20 protein-coding genes and 3 pseudogenes are annotated in these 20,760 nt (G+C 36.1%); 1 reads left to right on the top strand and 22 read right to left on the bottom strand.

Going from position 1 to position 20,760, the window contains the following annotated elements; translation table 11 throughout:
• Positions 1–4: 4 nt before the first annotated feature.
• From N7U66_RS13485 to N7U66_RS13410, 16 genes and pseudogenes are all read right to left on the bottom strand, one after another.
• Positions 5–934: a polysaccharide biosynthesis tyrosine autokinase gene (locus N7U66_RS13485; RefSeq protein ID WP_267675777.1), complete on the bottom strand. Its 930-nt coding sequence runs from the start codon at positions 932–934 to the stop codon at positions 5–7.
• The gene (locus N7U66_RS13480; RefSeq protein WP_267675776.1) at positions 882–1,391 is read right to left on the bottom strand and encodes a GumC domain-containing protein; all 510 of its coding nucleotides are present in this window, start codon (positions 1,389–1,391) and stop codon (positions 882–884) included. Before N7U66_RS13480 ends, N7U66_RS13485 begins: the two co-directional genes overlap by 53 nt.
• Entirely contained in the window at positions 1,348–2,205 is an 858-nt protein-coding gene (locus N7U66_RS13475; protein WP_267675775.1) for a GumC domain-containing protein, read from the bottom strand. Before N7U66_RS13475 ends, N7U66_RS13480 begins: the two co-directional genes overlap by 44 nt.
• A gap of 1 nt (position 2,206) precedes the next feature.
• Positions 2,207–2,968 (bottom strand): polysaccharide biosynthesis/export family protein, encoded by a 762-nt coding sequence (locus N7U66_RS13470; protein WP_267675774.1) that lies wholly within the window; start codon positions 2,966–2,968, stop codon positions 2,207–2,209.
• A 106-nt stretch (positions 2,969–3,074) separates the two neighbouring features.
• Positions 3,075–3,788 (bottom strand): WecB/TagA/CpsF family glycosyltransferase, encoded by a 714-nt coding sequence (locus N7U66_RS13465; RefSeq protein WP_267675773.1) that lies wholly within the window; start codon positions 3,786–3,788, stop codon positions 3,075–3,077.
• Positions 3,789–3,883: 95 nt separating this feature from the next.
• Positions 3,884–4,060, bottom strand: a pseudogene (locus N7U66_RS13460) (DapH/DapD/GlmU-related protein); the annotation flags it as partial.
• Between the two features lie 123 nt (positions 4,061–4,183).
• Positions 4,184–4,282: pseudogene (locus N7U66_RS13455) on the bottom strand (hypothetical protein); the annotation flags it as partial.
• A 98-nt stretch (positions 4,283–4,380) separates the two neighbouring features.
• Positions 4,381–4,911: a glycosyltransferase family 4 protein gene (locus N7U66_RS13450; protein ID WP_267675772.1), complete on the bottom strand. Its 531-nt coding sequence runs from the start codon at positions 4,909–4,911 to the stop codon at positions 4,381–4,383.
• On the bottom strand, positions 4,899–5,099 hold the full coding sequence (locus N7U66_RS13445; protein WP_267675771.1) for a hypothetical protein: 201 nt from the start codon (positions 5,097–5,099) through the stop codon (positions 4,899–4,901). The genes N7U66_RS13450 and N7U66_RS13445 overlap by 13 nt, the downstream gene beginning before the upstream one ends.
• A 46-nt stretch (positions 5,100–5,145) precedes the next feature.
• Complete coding sequence (locus tag N7U66_RS13440; RefSeq protein WP_267675770.1) at positions 5,146–5,619, bottom strand: hypothetical protein; 474 nt, start codon at positions 5,617–5,619, stop codon at positions 5,146–5,148.
• 198 nt (positions 5,620–5,817) lie between these two features.
• Positions 5,818–6,423: a glycosyltransferase gene (locus N7U66_RS13435; protein ID WP_267675769.1), complete on the bottom strand. Its 606-nt coding sequence runs from the start codon at positions 6,421–6,423 to the stop codon at positions 5,818–5,820.
• A 19-nt stretch (positions 6,424–6,442) separates the two neighbouring features.
• Positions 6,443–6,781 carry a hypothetical protein gene (locus N7U66_RS13430; RefSeq protein WP_267675768.1) on the bottom strand — a complete coding sequence of 113 codons (339 nt, stop codon included), beginning with the start codon at positions 6,779–6,781 and terminating at the stop codon, positions 6,443–6,445.
• A gap of 13 nt (positions 6,782–6,794) precedes the next feature.
• Positions 6,795–7,646, bottom strand: a complete 852-nt coding sequence (locus N7U66_RS13425) for a hypothetical protein (RefSeq protein ID WP_267675767.1) — start codon at positions 7,644–7,646, stop codon at positions 6,795–6,797.
• 528 nt (positions 7,647–8,174) lie between these two features.
• The gene (locus N7U66_RS13420) at positions 8,175–9,323 is read right to left on the bottom strand and encodes a lipopolysaccharide biosynthesis protein (protein ID WP_267675766.1); all 1,149 of its coding nucleotides are present in this window, start codon (positions 9,321–9,323) and stop codon (positions 8,175–8,177) included.
• 117 nt (positions 9,324–9,440) lie between these two features.
• Positions 9,441–9,899 (bottom strand): hypothetical protein, encoded by a 459-nt coding sequence (locus tag N7U66_RS13415; RefSeq protein ID WP_267675765.1) that lies wholly within the window; start codon positions 9,897–9,899, stop codon positions 9,441–9,443.
• Positions 9,890–10,594 carry an MraY family glycosyltransferase gene (locus N7U66_RS13410; RefSeq protein WP_267675764.1) on the bottom strand — a complete coding sequence of 235 codons (705 nt, stop codon included), beginning with the start codon at positions 10,592–10,594 and terminating at the stop codon, positions 9,890–9,892. Before N7U66_RS13410 ends, N7U66_RS13415 begins: the two co-directional genes overlap by 10 nt.
• A 691-nt stretch (positions 10,595–11,285) precedes the next feature.
• Between N7U66_RS13410 and N7U66_RS13405 the strand changes: the two genes are divergently transcribed.
• Entirely contained in the window at positions 11,286–11,813 is a 528-nt protein-coding gene (locus tag N7U66_RS13405) for a hypothetical protein (protein ID WP_267675763.1), read from the top strand.
• Positions 11,814–12,272: 459 nt separating this feature from the next.
• Here N7U66_RS13405 and N7U66_RS13400 read toward each other — a convergent pair whose 3' ends face one another.
• The 6 genes and pseudogenes from N7U66_RS13400 to N7U66_RS13375 form a co-directional block, all read right to left on the bottom strand.
• A complete protein-coding gene (locus tag N7U66_RS13400) occupies positions 12,273–12,521 on the bottom strand; it encodes a T9SS type A sorting domain-containing protein (RefSeq protein ID WP_267675762.1) in 249 nt (82 codons plus the stop codon).
• Positions 12,522–12,731: 210 nt separating this feature from the next.
• Positions 12,732–14,918: a M36 family metallopeptidase gene (locus tag N7U66_RS13395; protein WP_267675761.1), complete on the bottom strand. Its 2,187-nt coding sequence runs from the start codon at positions 14,916–14,918 to the stop codon at positions 12,732–12,734.
• Positions 14,893–15,422, bottom strand: a pseudogene (locus N7U66_RS13390) (M36 family metallopeptidase). The gene N7U66_RS13395 and the pseudogene N7U66_RS13390 overlap by 26 nt, the downstream one beginning before the upstream one ends.
• Positions 15,423–15,736: 314 nt before the next feature.
• Entirely contained in the window at positions 15,737–16,102 is a 366-nt protein-coding gene (locus tag N7U66_RS13385) for a hypothetical protein (protein ID WP_267675759.1), read from the bottom strand.
• Positions 16,103–16,351: 249 nt separating this feature from the next.
• Positions 16,352–19,012, bottom strand: coding sequence for a GEVED domain-containing protein (locus N7U66_RS13380; RefSeq protein ID WP_267675758.1), 2,661 nt, complete (start codon positions 19,010–19,012; stop codon positions 16,352–16,354).
• A gap of 80 nt (positions 19,013–19,092) precedes the next feature.
• A complete protein-coding gene (locus tag N7U66_RS13375) occupies positions 19,093–20,496 on the bottom strand; it encodes a reprolysin-like metallopeptidase (protein ID WP_267675757.1) in 1,404 nt (467 codons plus the stop codon).
• Between the last annotated feature and the right edge of the window lie 264 nt (positions 20,497–20,760).

The raw sequence follows: 20,760 nt of genomic DNA, 5'->3' as shown, positions 1-20,760 counted from the left end.
GAATTCAATAAGCCGTTTTTCGGTATATTCTGAACGAGTGATAAAGACAGTCATGTCTGTTAAACCGAGAAATCAATAAGGTGTCTGCCACGGGCACTGTTGGTGCAGTATCCAAGATAATATAGTCATACTCCGTTTTAGCGTAATCAAAGAATTTCTCTAAATTATCTCCGGCCATAAGTTCTGCAGCATTTGGCGGGATAGGGCCACTAAAACAAATATCAAGAAAAACGTTTTCAGAGATATTCCGGTTTATGCAATCTTTCCAATTCGTTTCTGGATTATAAAGAAAGTTTGACAAACCAATGTCCTGTTTATCATTTTTAAAATAATTATGTAGCTGCGGATTTCTTAAATCGGCACCCACCAGTAATACTTTTTTCTTAAGACCCGCAAAAGCCATCGCTAGGTTAAGCGCCACAAAAGTTTTGCCCTCCCCTTTCACGGCAGAAGCGATAAAAATGATATGTCCTGCGTCATCCTGCTTTTTAAACAACAAGTATTTTAAGTTTGTGGCCAAAATTCGAAATGATTCGGCTTTAACCGAGCGCTCATTGGTACTAAAAAAACTGGTGGTATCCTTTAGTGAGGGGATTTCTGCCAAAACCGGAATGCCAGGAGCTAGTTTTTCTAAATCTGCCTTCCCTTTAATTTTTGTGTCTAAAGTAAATTTTATATAAAAGAATCCTAAAGGAAGAACCAATCCTAACATTAGCGCGCCTAAAGCAACAATCATTTTTTTAGGAGACACGGGTTTAATACTAGTAAGCCCATAATCGACCACTTTTATCGAGGGTGCAGTCACCGCAAAATTAATGGCGGCCTCCTCCCTTTTTTGAAGTAACAATAAAAATAAATTTTCTTTTATCCCCTGTTGGCGTTCAATGGACCTCAGCATCATTTCTTTCTCTCGGAAGTTGAGAAAACAGGGCATCGGCACTATATTCTTTTTGTTTTAGTTGTTTCAAGGAAACCTTTAACTGGTTTTGATAACTGTTAACCGTATTTAATATATTGGATTTTGCTGTAATTAATTGAGAGGACAATAATTTAACCGCTGGATTACTTAAACCTGCACTCGTAATTAATTTTTCCCGTTCCAAAACGACTTGATTATATTGAAACACCAGGCTATTGATATTGGCATTCTCCACACCAATATCGGCCGGTAGTAAGCCAAAACTGGTTTGATTCTTCAAATTGTTTTCTAAGAGCTTAGACAGTTCTATTTGGGTTTCAATCCTAAAGACTTCACTTTCGGCAACAGAGCGTTTTTCGATGGTCATTCCAGCATCGGCCTGAATGTAAGAGAGGTTGTTGGTTTGCTTGTAGGTTTTTTTATTTGCTTCAATAGAGTCCAGCTCTCGCGGAAAGGTACAAAAACCGGTCATCTATAAAATCTAAGGTTCGTTTAGAGACCAATTGCCTATCCATAATACCATCTTCATTAAATGTAGTAACAATCTCATTTAAAATGGTCTCTGCCAGCTTAGGACTTTCACTGTGCATCCCAATGGAAAGCACATCGCTATCGGTAGTAATAGGTTCTACAGTGAGTGTCTTAATTAAATTAAGGACGGTTTCTTTTTTATTATGGATTTGAACAAAGTAGTCGCGGTTTTTAGAAGATTCGAAATCAACATTTGCGTTTCTAGTCATTTGAATTGGGAAATCTGCTTTGGTAAAACTAATAGCCGAGGAATCCATAGTAAAAACCTGGCCCTCCAAATCTGTAATTTTCATGTCTTTATCTGTGAGAGACACATGATAAACCATTGTTTTTTCAAGACTATTCTCAGGAAACAATTTAGAAACCAAAAAGGGTGCTTCAAAAATTTGTTGATGCTTTAACGTACCCGATTCATAATATTCAATATCCAGATTTAGAGACGAAACAACTTGGTCTAATAACCTATAGGATTTAATAACGGCAATTTCATTGTCTAGGTTTATTTTCGAGCCGCCACCTAAAAGGGATAAGGCATCGGTAGCAATATCAAATTCCTTGGAATCATCAATAATTTTTATTTTTGCTTCTGAAGCATAAACAATTGAAGCATACCGGACATACAAATAGCCAAAAAACAGACACAATACAACCGATATAACAAACCATGGCCATTTACTTAAGTACTTTAATAAATTGTCCTTTAATGCGATGGAACTCTCATTATCAGTGTCTAAAACATATCCGGGATCTTTCATACTATCTTGAAATTAATACAATTGAAGATAAAACTAATGATGCAATAGTTAATACCACGCCTGCATTACCAATAAAGCCAGCACTTTTAACTTTGGTATTATTAGGATTTACAACAATAACATCATTTGGTTTCACATAATAATTGGGCGTATCAAACCAATCGGTCTTTGTGAGGTCTATATGGGTAATACTCCGTTTTCCATTTTCTTCTCTTATAAGCAGAACGTCCTTACGTTCTCCTGTTATTGCTAAATCTCCCGCATAACCCAAGGCTTGAGGCACTGTGATGCTTCTTTCTGTAAAAGTGAAGGTTCCCGGCAATTTTACTTCACCAAGAATAGTAATCTTGGCATTTAGTAAACGTACATTCACGGTAGCATCTTTTAAATGGTCCCCGTCTTCCAAACGCTGTTTCACTTCCAAGCCCAAAGCATCAATGGTTTTATCCTTTGTTGAAAACAAGCCTAAAATGGGAAAATTGATCGTATGTTCTTCTGAAACTAAATAACCTTGAAGTTTCAAGGCTTCAATATTAAAATTAGTCTCACCCAAAGATTGGCTGTTGTAAGGTATTGCTGCCTCCGGTAGGGGTGTGCTCACAATAATGCTTAAAATATCGTTGGGTTGTATTTTAGTTTCCTGATAGTTAATTTTTTCTATATTGGAGTTTTGGGCGTCTTGAAAATATAGGATCTCCTTTTTGCTTTTACAAGACTGTAAAAGCATGACAAGAACGAGTAAGATGAGACTGCTTTTATACATTTTATTTTAGAATTTAAAAGGACTTTCAAGATATGTAAAATGAATTAAAATCATGACCGTTTTGGCGTATTTTGGACTGCTTTCTATGCTGTTTGTCGGCTAGAAGTCAACCTTTTATCTTATGTCGAATCACCTCGAACACAAATTTAGGGGTAGACACCAAATTTCTTTCTGCAAGACGTTTGGGTTCTTTTAAAAACCGCGGAAGCCATTCCAAGCCTAAGTTAATCCAGAAAGCGCTAGGTCTTTTAACTGTGCCTGCATAAAAATCGAATACGGCTCCAATGGAGCAAATAATATCGGCCTTTAAAACCACTTTATGTTCATATGCCCATTTCTCCTGTTTTGGTGCAGTCATGCCCACAAAAAGGACATTTGGTGTATGGGCATTCACGTTCTTTATCATCAGGTTATTGTCTTCTTTACTAAATATTTTTTTGTATGGTGGTGAATAGGTGTTAACCGTTACATTAGGGAACTCTCTGGCTGTTTTAGCCTTAATTAACGCCAATGTTGCCTGGGATGCTCCTAAAAAAAAACAAGAGCCACCAGTAGCATTTAAATGTTTCATTAAAAAAAGAAAAATATCAAAACCAGCAATTTTTTTTATGCTTTGTTTATGAAGCATTTTTGATGCCCATACAATCCCAATTCCATCTGGTAGTAAAATATCAGAATTCTTTAGAACCTGTTTAAACTCTTCATCCTTTTTAGTCATGCAATAACTATGCGGATTGATGGTGTTAATAATTCGATTTGTGCTCAAATCGATATCCTCAACCGAGCCATCAAAGACCTTAAAACCTAATAAAGCTTTCATAATATATACATTTAATATCTGTTTTTTTTTCCTTAAAAGACGCGGGCACAACTTTAATTAATGCCCAAGCCCCCCCTCATTTTTTCATGCGCCGTTATTTCTTCATTACTGAATCTTTTTTTTAAAACTCTCGCAGGGTTTCCACCCACTATAGCATAATCTTCTACGTCTTTAGTAACGACACTTCCGGCAGCGATAATACATCCCTTTCCTATAGTAACCCCCGACATAACAATAGCTCCATACCCTATCCAAACATCGTTATTCACCACTATTTTTGAGGTTAAGCCATGCCAGCTATAATCATCGTCCCTAATTTGAGAAGCCAAACGTATTGGGACACCTATTTCTGTGTACTTATGATCGTATTTTCCAACGAAAGCCACATAGTTTCCCAAAATGACATTATCACCTATGCTCGCATCACATTCAATTTGAGAATACCGGCCTATATAGAAATTATCTCCAATGGTAATGCCGTTTTTTGCCCACATGTTCACGCCTTTGCCGCTGTGAAAATGTTTACCAATCTGAATGTTTTTGTATTTAAAGTTAACTAAATACCAATCTCTTATCAAAACAACATATCTTTTTATTTTACTAAGCATTCTTTATAAATATTATACAGTTTTTTTCCTTTTTCATTCCAATAATAGGCTTCAACCTTCGGACGACAGCCTTGTTTTAATGCCTCAATTTTTGTAGGATTTTCAATGAGTTTGTCAATCTCTTGGCTAAATAATTTAATACTTTTTGAAACGTTAATGAGAGGTATTTTAATGCCACAAGTGGCGTCAATGACCGCTCCAAAACCACAGGTATCATGGCACATCACTGGAGTATTAGCTTGTAATGCTTCAAAAATAACAGTGCTAGTTGCATCAAGTAAACTAGTAAAAAATAACAGGTCAGCTTTTGAAATTTCTCGTTTTGTTTCTTCATTGGGTCTTACTCCAAACCAATGGACATTGTTTAAGCCCAATCTCTCTATAAGGGCTTTCGATTGCTCTGTATTAGGACCTTCTCCAATAACATTCAAAATCACTTTGTCTCTATGTTTAGATTTAGCAATAGCATTTAAAGCAATTGGTAACGCTTTTCGTCCTGCAATTAAGCCAACCAAACAAGCACCAACTTCTCCTTATCACGATACGTTTTAAGACTCATTGGTACTTTATGCGCGCCTGTTTCAGGCAATATGATGGATTCTTTTTTAGTATATTTCGATACAATTTCCCGTCCGGAAGGGGTTGCAAGAATCACGACTTTCGCCTTTTTATAAGCTTTATGTGGTCGTGTTAAAAAATGCATTTGAAACTTGTTTATAATGTTTCTAGCCAAGTAGAATAGCTTGTCTTTAGTATTTAAAATTGAAAAATAAGATTGCGGGAATTGGTTGTATCCTCCTATTGGCCCAATAATATATGGCTTTCCTTGAATCTTCCGAGAGATAACCTGGCTCACGATATCCAATCATATTCAATTGATGGATGACATCAAAATCTTCCTTTTCTAACAATTCTTTTGCGAGCACATAGGCCTTTTTTTGCCACCTTTTGTAGTGACTATAAAAGCTTGCGGCACCCTGTTTCCAAAATAATTTTCGCCCCCGTGCTCCAATATCTATATAGTAAAATTTTGGCGGGAATTTAATCTCTAAATCAGGAAGCACAGCCTCAATATCTTTTTTAAAACCCAGTTCGGTTATCACCGTTAGCTGACAAAAGTTGCTGGTGCTAATCACCCAATTCCAGCCCATCCCAATTTCTGACCCCCAATGAGGCCCGCAGGCAAAAGCAGAAACTAATGTATGTAGCGGTTTATTTTCCATTTAATATAGTATTTAGGCCTAAAACTATACATTGCGCTTGATGGGATGGGTTATAAAGAGTTTTAATGACCTGTTGACAGTCACGAGTATTACTACTCTTAGAAATGTTATTTTCCATCCAATATTTTAATTTATGAAGCATATCGTCCATAGCATTATATTGGTAAAAAATACCTGTTTTGCCATCGACAATAGCTTCTACTTCGGGTTTTGATACACAAAATTATTATGAGTCAACACAGGAACACCGTACGCTAGCGCATGAATACAATTGAGACCTACATTACCAGGAGAAATCATTAAATCGGCCTTCACAAAATAAGGTGCTATACTTTCTTCATCATACAAAGCCCCTGCAAAATACACCTGGGTATTAAGCTCGTTTAGAATACAAAACGTTTGCATTTTTTCTTTTTCTTCTCCCTCCCCAATAAAAATACAATTGACTAAAATAGAGGCGTCTTTAAGTGATTTCATTGCTTTTAATATATTCATTACCCCTTTAGAATCAACGAGTCTACCAATAAATATTAAGGTGAAATTATTAGCCGATTGAAATAGTGCCTTATTATTATCTTGAGATGAACCGTTCGATATATCCTTTAATATTTTAAATTGCTTTTCCGGCTGTAATGAATTAAAAATAACAAAAAGTTTATTAGGATCGTAACCGTCTTCGATCATGAGGTTCCGTTGAAAATGACCATAGAGAAATAAACCATCCCCAAGCCATTTAAAGAGAATCACCCTTAGAAATTTCTTGATGCCTCTGTCTAATCCTCTATTACCGTGCGTCCAAAACACCACTTTTTTGTCACAGAGTTTACAAAGCAGTGCAAATAACCGAGATGGGTAAATGGGCCAAAGCACCTTCAAACACGAAAACCTTAAATTTGGATCTAAATATTTCTTTGATAATACCTGTTTGCCATAAGAGACGTTCTGGTTTATAAAAGTAATTTCCGGTTTTAATCCATCGAATCCGCCCTTCACCTCCGGCCGTTGCATACGAAAATGGAATCTGTTTTATACCACCTTGCTCTTTAGTATCACCAAAAAAACTAAACTCGTAAGTTTCTGTAATAGTACTAAGACTTTGAAAAACACCCAACCGGTAATAGGGCATTAATTTGCAAACCATAGCAACATTTATTTTTTCCATTTGTTCTTATAATTTATTCGATAGGATAATCTACTACCTGTGTAGGACGCTCCGGTTCAGTATTAGTAAACGCTTGTTTCCATTGAAATTTTATTTCAGTATTATTCAAAATAATTATAATATACAGCAAAATAGAGATCAACATAAAGGGTTGTACTAAAAAACTCTCAAAGGTCGCTCCAACGAGAATGCCCACCAAGATGCTCCTATTGACTCTATTAAGATATTTCCAGGTATTCCTGATAATAATGAAGAAAAAGAGCAACACAAAAATACCTCCGCCAGCTAAGAGTTCGATATATGAGTTATGGAATGACAAAGACTTAAGGTTATCAAAATAATAGAAGCCTATATATTTATTTTGACTAAGCACTACATCGTTTAAATTGAACAATCCATTGCCGAATAATAGCAGATTATTAGTAAACATACTTTCTAAAGCTAGGGACCATATTTGATATCTTCCGGAGGTAAAAGAAATTAAATCCAATTCTGAAAAATCTTGAAACATTAAACTAATATTAACCCCAATAAACGTTAATGTGAATAGTATGACTTTATAAAATCTATTTTTTACCATTGAGATAATAAAATAATAAATTAACACCACAAGAATAATAAGAAACGCATTTCCGGAAGTAAACAAAGCGATTCCTCCATAAACTAAAAGCAAGGATGTGTTAAAAATAGAAGTGTCTCGGACAAGATTATTAAATCGAAAATAAAAGGATAAAAGAAAGCCCGTGACTACAAAAAAGCCGAAATGTATCTCATCTTGATAAAAGCCCCCAAAACCCCCATCATCTTCATACATATTTATACCACGTGCAAACGCTAAAACAAACCGAGAAAACAAAATTGACAAATAACGTTTTTCTAAAGATTGACAGTAGATTGAACTCTACCAATTGCTTCACATTTATACCCGCTCTATTTTTTTTTATCCTAATTAGTAATTTTATAATTAGAAAATAAAAAACGAAATAAACAGGGAAGGCTAAGTTTGGCAATAAGTTAACCCGCGTACTGGTAGATAGCATAAAATATGCGGAGAATATTAGTAGCAAAACAATAATAAAAATCCATTCCTTAACCCTTGAAAAGGTAATATTTATTTTTCCTTTATTTGTAAACATAATGGTCCCTGCAATAAATACTAAACAGAACAAAAGCTTTCCAACACTCCCTATAGAAGCAATTACGCTAATGAAACCAATAGAATTCATAATGACTAATGTCAAGTAAATAAAAAAGGAGATAGACAATACTTTTGTTTCTAACTTATTCATAAGTCAAATACTTATTAGTAATTCGTTTGTACATGATGAAATACGACACTTGATAAAATAGATTTTCAATCATCATGGTATAAAATACGCCATACAATCCAAATTTAGTAATAAAAAAATAGCCCAATACTACTGAAATGATACTTCTTGGTATGAGAATCCGAGAAATTGACATCCGTTCTCTTAATCGCGTTGAGTACTATTTTGTAAGGTTGAAAAACAATGGTTATTGCCTGAACAACAAAAGGGTAAAGCACAATGAGACCTAAATTTCCATACTTCGAGCCAAAAAGCAATGCGATCAATTGTTGTCCGATAAAATATCCAATAAGTACAAGTACCACGGCAGCACCCATAAAAAAGACAACCCATAATTTTAACTTTTGGTCAATGCTCTTAAAATTCTTATTCATCTTAACAAATATTGGTAATAAATAGGAACTTAAAGCGGTCAATACGGGGTTTACCAACCCCGCGATACTCATTAAAACACCAAAAACAGCAATGTCATCTTTTGTCGTGATATACAATAATAGCCATGGATAAATGTTAGAACTAATATGAAACAAAAAGTTCGACCCCAATAACCATTTTCCAAGGGTCCAATTCATATTCCAGTACGCGAAGTACTGTTTTCTTATACCATTAATCCATTGAAAATTTTTAATAAAATAGACACAGGCAATACCACCGTATATAATACTGGCAATTCCTATAAAAATTTGAATATCTTGTAATTTATTGAAAAAAATAAAAAATAGTAACACCATTAAACTCACAGAACAGGCTAGCCCATAGGTGAGATTTTGTTTCGTTTTGCGTTCACTTAATAAGGTTTCTCTAACAAAAAAATAAGAAGAGTGTGTTAGAATGTAAAAAAGAAACAGCAGAAACCGAGAAGTGTACCAAGCATCAAATAACATATAATATAATAGTGGAAACACTACTATAACACCTATAGTAAAAGCGATTTTTAAATTCAAATTAAACTGAAAATAACTCCTTATTTGATGCTTTTTAAAATCATTAAGACTTATAGCATAAGGTTTAGAAATAATAGCGCTTTGGAAACCCAATGTAAAGATTGTAATAGAAAAAAGCAGAACCAGATCGGCATAATTTATTTTGGTATATGTTCTCGCCAAAACAATACTTGTTAGTAAGGTTGTCAAACTCATAAATGCTTGATCGAGCAAAACACTCACGAGTTTTGGTAGTTCCTTATTATTTTTTAGGTTGAGCGTTTTTAGCACAGGGGGCGTGATTAAGTTGAGATGGCACGTTATAAAGGCAATAAGAAATATCAATTGCTTCTACAAAGGTCATATTTATGTAATGTACAGCGTTATGATCTATTTAAAAATTAAATTTTAATCTGGTAATATACTGGTCATTTTTTTACTAAGTAACTTAGGAGTTCTCCGGCGCACAATTTTTTTATTTTCTCCAACAAGAAAAGGCGAAAGGTACACTAGGGGCGCTAATGTAAACACTATTAGCAACTGAATGTGAATATTGAAATCAAGGTAATCCACAAAAACAGCAGATGTAATAACGATAACATTGACATAGATTATTAATAAGGTCGCTTTTATATGACTAAACCCTAAATTCAATAATTTGTGGTGTATATGATTTCTATCTGCAATAAATGGGCTCCGCCCTTGTTTAAGTCTTACAGCAAACACTCTCGTAGTATCTAAAATAGGAAAAGCCAGTACGGATAATACAACGATTTGAACATTACTAAAGGCATAAATTGTCGTCTCTAGCTCGTTCATACCTAAAAGAATAATGCCTTGAAAGGCTAGTAAAAAACCTATAAACATTGAACCGAATCTCCCATGAAAATCTTGTGATCCTTAGACAGATTGAAATACAAAAAACTAATTAAGGATCCAATTAAGATAAAAGACACCAAAGCCATTAGGTAATTAGAATTCACTAAAAAATAAATTCCAAAAATGGTGCTAGAAAGAATAGCAATTGAGCCAGCCAAACCGTCGATCCCATCTGCAAGATTAAAAGCATTAATAATAAAAACAAAGGTTAAAATTGTAAAAATAACAGAAACAATAGGTGCAAGCTCTCCAATACCTAAAAGACCTCCTAAACTAGAAATTCTAACCTCCCCTAATATTACAACAACGGATGCAGCTATTATTTGACCAACAAGTTTCTTTTGTGCCGATAAAACCAAAAGATCGTCTTTAATTCCAAGAAATAACAATATTATGATTCCAAAAAGCAAGGAAATGAGTTGTGCAAAGTCTGTGACAGTTAATTTAACGATTAGTCCAAAAAGGATAAGCGTAAGAGAGAAAGTAATAAAAACACCAACACCTCCCAAAGTCGCCGTTTTATGAGTGTGCATACTTCTTTCTCCTGGAACATCCATGAGGTTCTTCGTGTTCGAAAGGTAAATTATAGCGGGAAATATTTTGCGAGACAAAACCACAGCTATTGTCGCCGATAAAACACCTAAAAAATATAAATTTGAAAATGCTGTATCTATAAAGGACATAATTAGTGTGTTTAATTATTAAGCCTTAACAGAAATAGTTTTCGATGGTTATACATCGATTAAATTCTAAACGTCGTTATTTATTAGGTGATAAAACAAATAAGCAACGATTTTAAATAGCAGATATTGGTGACTTTAAAGATCAATAACGTTACATTTTACAAATAGCGTAACCATATTATTAATAGCGTACTCTAATATAAAATATAATTTAACCAATTCATAATCAGAATGTAAAACAATCTTTTTTTTAATGGATTTAGCACATCGCCATCGTTCAATGACCAATTTTAACTATAAATGGATGCAATAAATATATTTTTCTTAATAGTCTAATTGGCTATCCCTTTTAAAAATTTTAAATGCTAACGATTACCTGTTCTTGATTTAGTTTGTCAAACAATACTAAACCAAAATTCAAAATTTAAGCCCCCTTTGCTAAAAATTTATCTGTACAGTAATAGCAAATATTGTATATGATGTCAAGAAAGGGAGGTTGATACTAATCATTTATCACTTTTAATGCAATCCTCTAAAACATTTAAGGATCATAGTCAAGGAATTAGTGAAAAACTAGAAGCTGGCACCAAACAAAAACAAGATATTTAAGCGCGCTGGGACACATGTTCATAATAGGAGCTATAAGACTTTAATTTTTAGTAATTTAGCGTCTGAAAAATTTATTTTAGTTATGATTAAAAAATTCACGTTAGCACTGCTGTTTTTAATCCTATTCACAAAACACAGTGACGCTCAAACAAGAAACAATCTAAAAGACATCAATGCCACGTGGCAAAAATTCTATCAAGCCTTCGAGACTTTAGATTATACACTAATGGCGCAAATTCATTCTAAAGCCTTAATACGTATCTCAAATGGTCAAAACATATTAGATTACAATACATATATTAGCAATTACAAAAAACGATTTAAAGATGCTAAAAAAAACAACAGTACCAATAACATTTCATTACGCTTCTTTGAACGTATTAATAACGATTCGATAGCTAGTGAAAGAGGTATTTATAAGCTTATTGTACATGAAGATAAGAGTAATGAAAAAGCCTATTACGGCCAATTTCATGTGATACTGAAAAAAGAAGTTGGACAATGGAAAATCACTCTAGATTATGACTCCAGTGAATTTAATACTATTGGAGCAAATGATTACGCTAAAGCCCATGGAATTGAGGCATTAGATGTGTTTGTGAAGAACTAAACCTTGTTTGCCGATTGCTAAAATAAAAGCGCGCTATTGGTTGTTCCTTAACGCACTATGTATTAGATAATATGCCCTGAATGATTAGGTAAAAACAATAGGGGTACCATTTCCTGTTATTACGTATTTAATTGATATATCTAGTGAATAATTAAGAAATAAAAAAGCGCTAAGGCTTCATACTGAATTAAACAATTACTCTGAACTTCTTGGTGAAAAGTACGATTTGTTTAACATCATAGAGCAGAGTGTTAATTCTATGGTCTATAATAACCTTCTTAAAAAGATTTGGGATCCCTGGACTACGATTAAGCTAAATACTCAATAAATTTAACCCCTTAATTTAATGTCTCTTTCTTTATATTTCACAAACATTTTTTTAAAAATTTAGGACTAAAAAAAAACCCAAACTTTCGCTTGGGCTTTAAACATGATTAGATGTTATTTAGTGGATTTTAACTATTCTTTAATAAATCTTTTCATTTTGGTTTTCTCTCCAATATTTAGCTGTATGATATACATGCCCGATTCTAATTTTGAAACATCAATAGTATTGCTATAACTCCCTTTAATTACAGTTTGTCCTAACATATTTTTAATTTCAAAACTTTGTGCTTTAAAACCAACCAATGACACCCTAAGTTCTTCTTCAACAGGGTTTGGATATAATTTAAAGTGTTGGTCTAAATTATTTGCACTAGTAGACACTGAAGTAAATCCGAAGCAAAACCTGAACTTGCTAAACAAAAGTTAGTGGTCTCAGAGCTTGCAAAGGCTCCTCCGGAAGCTAAAGCAACACCCGTATCAGCATTAGTTAATGTGTATGATCCATTACCATACGAACAGCAAATACCATCTCCATAAGTATCGGTTATGATAAAGTCATAGCATCCATCGTCTAAACACCCAACAGGAATGTTAATCGTTGAGCCATCTGGTTGAGATCCATAGGTGCCTCCGGAGGCAACAGTCGTTCCCGATCCATTTACAATAGACCATGCCGTTTCTTCCTGGATAATTATCAAACGTAAGGGAAAGCGTCACATTAGAACAACTAGGTTGTGGCCCGCCTGTAGAAGATACACCGACATTATCAATGGCAATATCTGCTTGCCAAGTATTACCTGTTAAACGATTAAATCGTAATTGTACACTATTTCCAACATAACTTGAGAGATCTAAATTAACAGATTTCCAAACATTTCCTTGTGAAACACCGGATTGAGACCAAATAGTTGTCCAGGTTGATCCGTTATTATTACTAGCTTCTACAGCAATACTTCCTAAATCATTGGCGCCATACATGTGATAATCAAAAGTGAAATTAGCTTGAGATACAGAACTTAGATTAAAACAAGGTGAGTTTAAAATAGCCCGCTTACTCGGGTAATTTGGAGAAGAGGCTTCTACATATACATACCAAGATCCTGCCGAACCTGATGTTGGTCCTGTGTTAGAGGAAGGGGTTCCACCACTATCACGGGTCCAGTTCAAATCGTCTCCTGTTGCTTGAGTCCAACCGCCCAATCCACTCTCAAAACTTTGATTGTATGGAAAAGCCGTAATGCCACCAGTACAGCCTCCTGGAGGGGTGACTGATAATGTCGTCACACTCAAGTTATTACTTGGGGCTGACACATTCCCTGCAGCATCCTTAGCTCTCACAGAAAAAGAATACGTTGTACTTGCCGTTAAGCCTGTTACATTAAATGTGGTTGCCGTTACTGTACCTAAACTTGTACTCCCTCTGAAAACTTCGTAGCCTGTAACACCAACGTTATCTGTTGATGCATTCCAAGATAAATTGGTCGTTGTTTGCGTAGTTCCCGAAGCGGATAAGCCTGAAGGAGCACTTGGTGCTTGCGTATCCGGATTGGTAGTGGTAAGACTAAATGCATCGATAGCAATATCTCCTTGCCAAGAGGTATTAGTCGTTGCTCTAAATCGTAATTGTACTGTTTCTCCAGCATATGCCAGCAGACTGACATTTGCACTTACCCATGCGGCACCTTGATCTCCTGTTTTAGACCACACTTCTGTCCAGGTTTGCTCAGCATCTAATCTCGCTTCTAGCCTAATGGTTCCAACAGAGTTTCCAGTCATTTGATAATGAAAATTCGCGGTTGGATTGGCCACACCAGATAAATTAAAACACGGTGAATTTAATAGTGTTGTTTTCCCTCCAAAATTTGGACTGGAAGCCTCTACATAAATGTAATGTGTTCCTTCAAATGCTCCTGCAGGACCTGTGCTACTAGAGGGTGTGCCTCCAGTTCTAAGTGTCCAATCGAAATCGTCTCCTGTGCCTTGAGACCATGCGCCTAAAGTATTTTCAAAACCTTCATTGTATGGGAAACTTGCAATTGTAGACTCACAATTTATTGGTGTTGGATCATCACAAGCACTAGTGAAAGATGCTATTTGATCATTATTTGTATTTGTACCTCCGTTAGTGTTTTCTACGGCATCTACGCCAACACCTCTTTTTGCAAAAGCATCCCAAATTAAGCAATTATATTGTCCTCCATAGAGGTCTTGATCCGCTTGAAGAATACCATTACGACCGGAAACATAGCCTGGATTGTTTGCCGTATTTTTTAGTCCTTCTATAACCAAAGCCATGGCTATGTTATTTCCACCAGTACCTGTATATAAATTGGAATCATACCCTTCCGGATCAATAAGATCCCAAGTCATATCCCAAAGTATCGTAGCAAACCCATAGCCTACACCATGAGGCACGACAAGACTTGGTACATCAGTATAATCTGTGCCATTCACTGCGAAATCAGTAGAATATCTTGTCGGACGAATACCCGCACCTGTTGTGGGTTGACCTATGGCGTAAGTCCCAACACCACGGGCTGTATTCCTATCGTCTCCTTGTCGGATGGTAAGTACTAAACCTAACCAATCTGACCAGCCTTCTCCCATTTGCTCCGATCCGCCTAACGCATTGGTATTTGGCCCCCCTACTAAACGCGTGGAAATGCCATGACCATATTCATGAGCGATAATAACATTGTCTAAATCACCATCTCGAGTAGGATTTGTAAATAAAAACATTTGCATTCTTGGATTACTTCCATCTCGGAGGTGTAGCAAAATTTGCATTATTTGTTCCACTTCCATCTTGAGCATCTGCATTTACAGAATCACTGCCAGCACCCCCTTTACCATAATTATTTTCTTGGAAATTTCCGAAGCTTCATTGAATCCATATTGATAAAACACATCATGCATGATATTATTCCAATAGAATAAATTTGTTGTTGCCGCTGGTAAAAAAGTGGACGGACTATTGTTTAAATTTAATGTAAAATCAAAATTTAAGGCACTCCCTCCATTAGGAGAAACACCTGTTCCATTATTTCCATTCGTGTCTTCTTGTGCCCATACATTATTTCCTCTAGTTATTGTAAATTCTGCTCCGGAACTACCGTTCGTATCATGCCATCCATAGGGAGAAGCTAAAGCAGTCGCAGGATCGGTAACTATCGTTCTGTTGCCGTGATTAGGACTTTCTATACCTAAAGGATACACGTTATAAGACCCACCACCTACTAGAGTTTTAGTAACTGATCTTTCTTCATAATGTAAAGGCCTCATATGCTCTAATTTTGGTGATGCCGTTCGGTCATGATTATGGTTTTCATGATTCGGATCTTCATAATTACAAGAAACCACCCAATCTTCAGTATAAAGTATTTGCCCAGTTTTTGCATCTACGTTTTCACTCCACCAATGTTGTCCATTCTTTTGATAAAGATTAACATTCCAAACCAGTTTTAGTTGTTCATTATCCTTTTGATACAATAATTTTACTGTAATCGGCTCGTCACTTATTCCTGAGTTTTTATACTCATAAGTATCCTTTTTAATTTTAGTTCCCCTAAGTGTTGGACTATTTAAACGATGCTTAGCTATTGTTTTTGATATCGCTTGCTCGGAGTAATTGAGGGAGTTGCTCCATTGGCTTTTGACGCGATATCTGTAATAAACTGATCAATGTTCCAAGTCACTTGATTATTCTTAACCGTTAACTTGTAACTAGCAAATTGAATGGGGATGTTGTTATGATACTGTTGCACATAAACATGTTGAATTTTTGGATTCAAAGAAGGAACAACATCGGTAATTTTCCATTCTGCCAAATCTGCTTTTTTTGAATCTGATGCTTCAGAAATACTATTAAAATAGTTCTGAACGAGGCCATCCATTTGGTGTTGGGAGAATGACGTTTGAACTGCAAAAATTAGCAGCAAAAACAATTTGTAACTGTTTTTCATAATGGTAATAATTTATGGATTAATTAATATTTTAAGATATAAGATAATATATCTCCATTTAATTTATTAAATCTTTGCCAACAACTGAACAATTTTCCATCCTTTTCGATAAACAACACGAAAACTAGGTTTACTTTTTTGGCAATTACGGTTAAACCCGTAATTTTCAGCTTTTTATAAATAAAAAAAAGTCTCAACCTAGGTTGAGACTTTTTGTGAAATTATTTATTTTAGTAAGAAAACTCTTGTTTAGTCTTTTACGAATTTTCGGGTTTCCAATGTACCATTCACATGAAACTGAATAACATATAAACCAGCTTCAAGTTCTGAAACATCAAGCTCACCTGTAGATATTTTTCCTTTTGTTACTTGCTGTCCCGTAATATTAATCAGCGTAAACGGGATGTTATCTAACGTTGTTTTAATATACAAGACCTCTCCTTTTACGGGATTAGGGTAAATACTAAGACTAAATAACGCACCTTCTTCATTAGGCTCCGGAATAACCTCTCCACGAACTGTTGATGCGGTTGTTAAATTAATATTATCTATAGCCACATCTGCCTGCCAAGTATTCCCTGTCACTCTGTTAAATCTTAATTGAATACTTTGTGCTAAATAGGGAGATAAACTTACACTAACATTCAACCAAGCATTTCCTTTGTTTCCTGTTTGGTTCCATAAAGACGTCCACGTATTTCCATTATCGTTGCTTACTTCCAAGGCAATAGAACCCATGTTAGTGGCGCCATACATATGATAACTAAAGTTAAAGTTAGCAGAAGACTTTCCGCTTAAATCAAAACAAGGAGACGTGATAATGGCACGCTTATTAGGATAACCCGCTCCATTCCCTGACGCTTCAACATAGATATAGTAAGTGCCTTGTATTGCACTTGAAGGACCCGTACCAGATGAAGGCGTCCCATTCGCATCAACGGTCCAGTTTATATCGTCTGCTGTAGATTGAGTCCACGCACCAAGGGTGTTTTCAAAACCTTCAGTGTATGGATAAGAAGTAATGCCACCTAAGCAACCATTTCCAGGAACCCCTTCGGTCATCTTTATAGCATCTATAGCAATATCTGCTTGCCAAGTACTTCCTGTTACTCTATTAAACCTTAATTTAACACTACCTCCAACATAGGTTGTTAGGTTAATAGAAGCACTTTGCCAAGTGTTTCCTTTGTTTCCTGTTTGACTCCATATAGAAGCCCACGTTCCTCCATTATCTGTACTCGCTTCTAGAGCTATACTGCCCATATCTGTAGCACCATACATGTGGTATTTAAAACTGAAAGTCGCTTCTGAAACAGCACTTAAATCAAAACAAGGGGAATTTAAAATAGCTCGGGCATTTGGATACCCTGTACCTTGTACAGAAGCCTCTACATAAACATAATTGACGCCTTCAAAAGCGCTTGACGGTCCTGTACCTGTAGATGGTGTTCCATTCGCGTTTACCGTCCAATCAATAGTATCTGTCGTAGACTGCGTCCAGTCCCCTATCCCACTTTCAAACCCTTGATTGTATGGGAAGGAGGTAATGCCTGAAGTACATCCGTAACTCACCTGGGTAACATTAATGGTTCTTATCACTGGCGTGGCTGCATTTCCAGCCGCGTCGCTTACATTATAGGTAATGGTGTACGTACCTGCTACCGATGTATCGACATTACCGGTAATGACAATACTTGAGGTGATGTTTCCATCCACATTATCTGTTGCCGTAGCTCCTTGTTCATTATAAGTATCACCAACCAATAAGTTAATGGTTCCATTTCCTATTAATGTAATTACTGGGGCCGTTGTATCTCCTGCTCCCGCTTGAATGTTAACAGTATAATCTTCAACTTCTCCATATTGAAAAGACTCACATGAAGTGGGTGCCGCATTATATTTCATTGCAACCCGCAGTCTTGTCGTACCATTCGTCGCTGTATTTGGTACTGTAAATGTACCGCTTACTGGCGTGGCTTGCGTTGGTGCTTGAGAAAACACTTGCTCTCCAGCATCTGTAAAATCACCATCTTTATTATAATCAATCCAAACGGCATAAGCTTCATTATAAACAGTACCGGTCCAGGTTGGAGTGATTGTAATCGCAGTAGCAGACCCCTTGGCTAAATTTGTAGATTGTGCTGTAAAATCTGAATAGAATTGTGCTCCGTAAATGTTATTAATAGTTCCTAATTGCACCCTAGATATGTATTCATCGTTAACATTTGAACTTGCAGAAGTACAGTAATTTAATTGGACGTCTGTTGTTGTAAAACTCACTGAAGCACTATATGCTGAATTACTTCCACTAGAACATTTACTTCTTACTTGTGCTTCATATGTGGTTAAAGTCGTTAATCCTGATACGGTTGAAGACGTTCCCGTCACCACATTAGTGGTCCAAGTTGTTGTTCCGCATTTTCTATAACGCAAATCATAAGTGGCAGCGGGTACTGCTGTCCAACTTAATGTTGCTGTTGACGCCCCAATATTTGAAGCCGCTAAACCCACTGGAACATTAGCAACGCAAGTTACTGGAGTTCCAATAGTAAAATTACTATTGGAGATATCGAAGAAAATATTATTCGAGCCTTTTACCATTATTCTGTTTTGATTGCCTTGGTTATTTGGCACTACAATGTTCTGCGATCCATCATTTGCCACTCCAGTTGCTAAAGTAATTGGGTAGGTATTACCACCATCTATAGATAGAAAAATATCAACATTAGCAGCATTTATACCATTACCTGTTGTTCCCGCAACGTTCCACGTTACAGACTGCGTGGTCCCCGCATTCCAGGTGACATTTGTATTTGGCGTATTAACAACAAAGGGCCCCGCAGTACCATTCACGGTTATTGCCATATCATCACTATTATTATTGGCGCCTCCAGCTTTGTTATCTCTCACGGTTAGCCTAAAATTTAAACTTCTAGCAACATTAGGCACAGCTTCCCACTCCCAAGCCGTTGCGCCTGTTTTAATGGTCGCTAATCTAGGGAAATACCTCTTAGTATCGGTAGATGGAAGATAAGACCTAAAAGCGGGGCCGAAGTAGCGGTTACACTAGGCTTTTGAGTCGCAGAGTTATTCTCATCTATTTCCTCCCAGCAATACGTGAGCACATCTTGCGAGTTCGCATCAGAACCGGCTCCTGTTAATACAAATGCGGTTCCCTTTGGAATGGTATAATTTGATCCAGCGCTGGCTGTTGGCACTGCGTTACCCGTATTGGTGTTTGTTTGACAGCTTGTTGATTTTACGTAATTTGTTATTTGTTGTATTGAAATCGCATGAAAATAAGGATCACTATTTTGTTGAACATCAGTATTAGCGCCTGTAATTCCAGCATAACCCATAATTGTGCTACCGCTACCAGGCTCCATCTGAACATTAGTCCCTTCATTTCCGCCATGCGTCCAAGTATGATTTCCTCCAAATTGGTGCCCCATTTCATGAGCTACATAATCTACATCAAATGGATCACCCACTGGGTCTTGCCTTGAGGTAAATCCACTACCTTTTTGGCCATTTACACATACACAGCCTATACAACCTGCATTTCCATTATTTGAGGCCTTGGCAAATAAATGACCGACATCATAATTTGCTTCGCCAATGACATTGGTTAACGTGTTTTGTAAAGCACTATTAAAACCTCCCGAAGTAGAGCCATAAGGGTCTGTAGATGCATTGGTATAAATAACCGCATCTGTGTTAGCTATTAACACCATGGTCACATTAAAATCGTTTTCAAAAATACCATTGACTCTAGTCATGGTCGTATTAATAGCTGCTAATGCTAATGCTTTTGTACCGCCATGAAAAATAGTATACTCTGCAGTAGTAGACACGGCTAATCTATAGGTTCTTAAAATAGCATCATCTGCATTTCTTAACGTAGAAGTATTCCCCAACAATGCTTTATTAGCGGCATCTGTAACTTGGCACTCAAAATTATCATAGGTGTCTGCTTTGTCTTCTCTTTTGTAGACGGTATATTCTAAGCCATCAATCGTATAAGGTTCAATAAACGCAGCTGGCTGTCCTGCTGAAAGCCTCATGCTTTGTAGACCAAGCGGTGAAACACTGAAGCGGATTCTTGCGGAAGCATCATCTACGCCCTGTCCTGCATACGATTTAATTCCTGGATATTTTGCTTCTAAGTCGGGATGCATCACAGAAGCTTCAACGATTCTAAAACGCTCAAATTCACCTCGATCATTAGGGAATTCAATAATAACATTAGAATTATTAGAGGCTGAGCCTCTTATAGGCGCTTTGATTAAGGCTTGCTTTAAACCTTCAAAATTTAAATGGTAAGTTGTGCTGGTTGGCAAGTTCTTTTTACTTTGTTTTACTTGAGAAGCAGCTGCTGGAGCTTTTTTTGCCACAGTGATCTACTTTGTGAAAAAGCAAACGATGTAGAAATAAAAAAAGCTAATAATACTAGTTTTTTCATGAGGGTGGTTTAAAAGATTAATTGATTAATTGTGAAATCTCAATTAAATTATCACTTTTTTAACAAATATTAACGCATAAAATCAAAAAACTTAATAAACAACAGTAAAAATTTAGTTATATCATAAAAATTACGGTTTTAACCGTAAAGCTTTCCTCTATAAACTAAAAAAGCCCAAGCTTTCGCTTGGGCTTTA

The sequence above is a fragment of the Lacinutrix neustonica genome (assembly GCF_026625145.1).
GTDB classification, from domain to species: Bacteria; Bacteroidota; Bacteroidia; order Flavobacteriales; family Flavobacteriaceae; genus Lacinutrix; species Lacinutrix neustonica.
The sequence above is the reverse complement of the archived record's forward strand: the minus strand, read 5'-3'. Positions and strand labels throughout refer to the sequence as shown.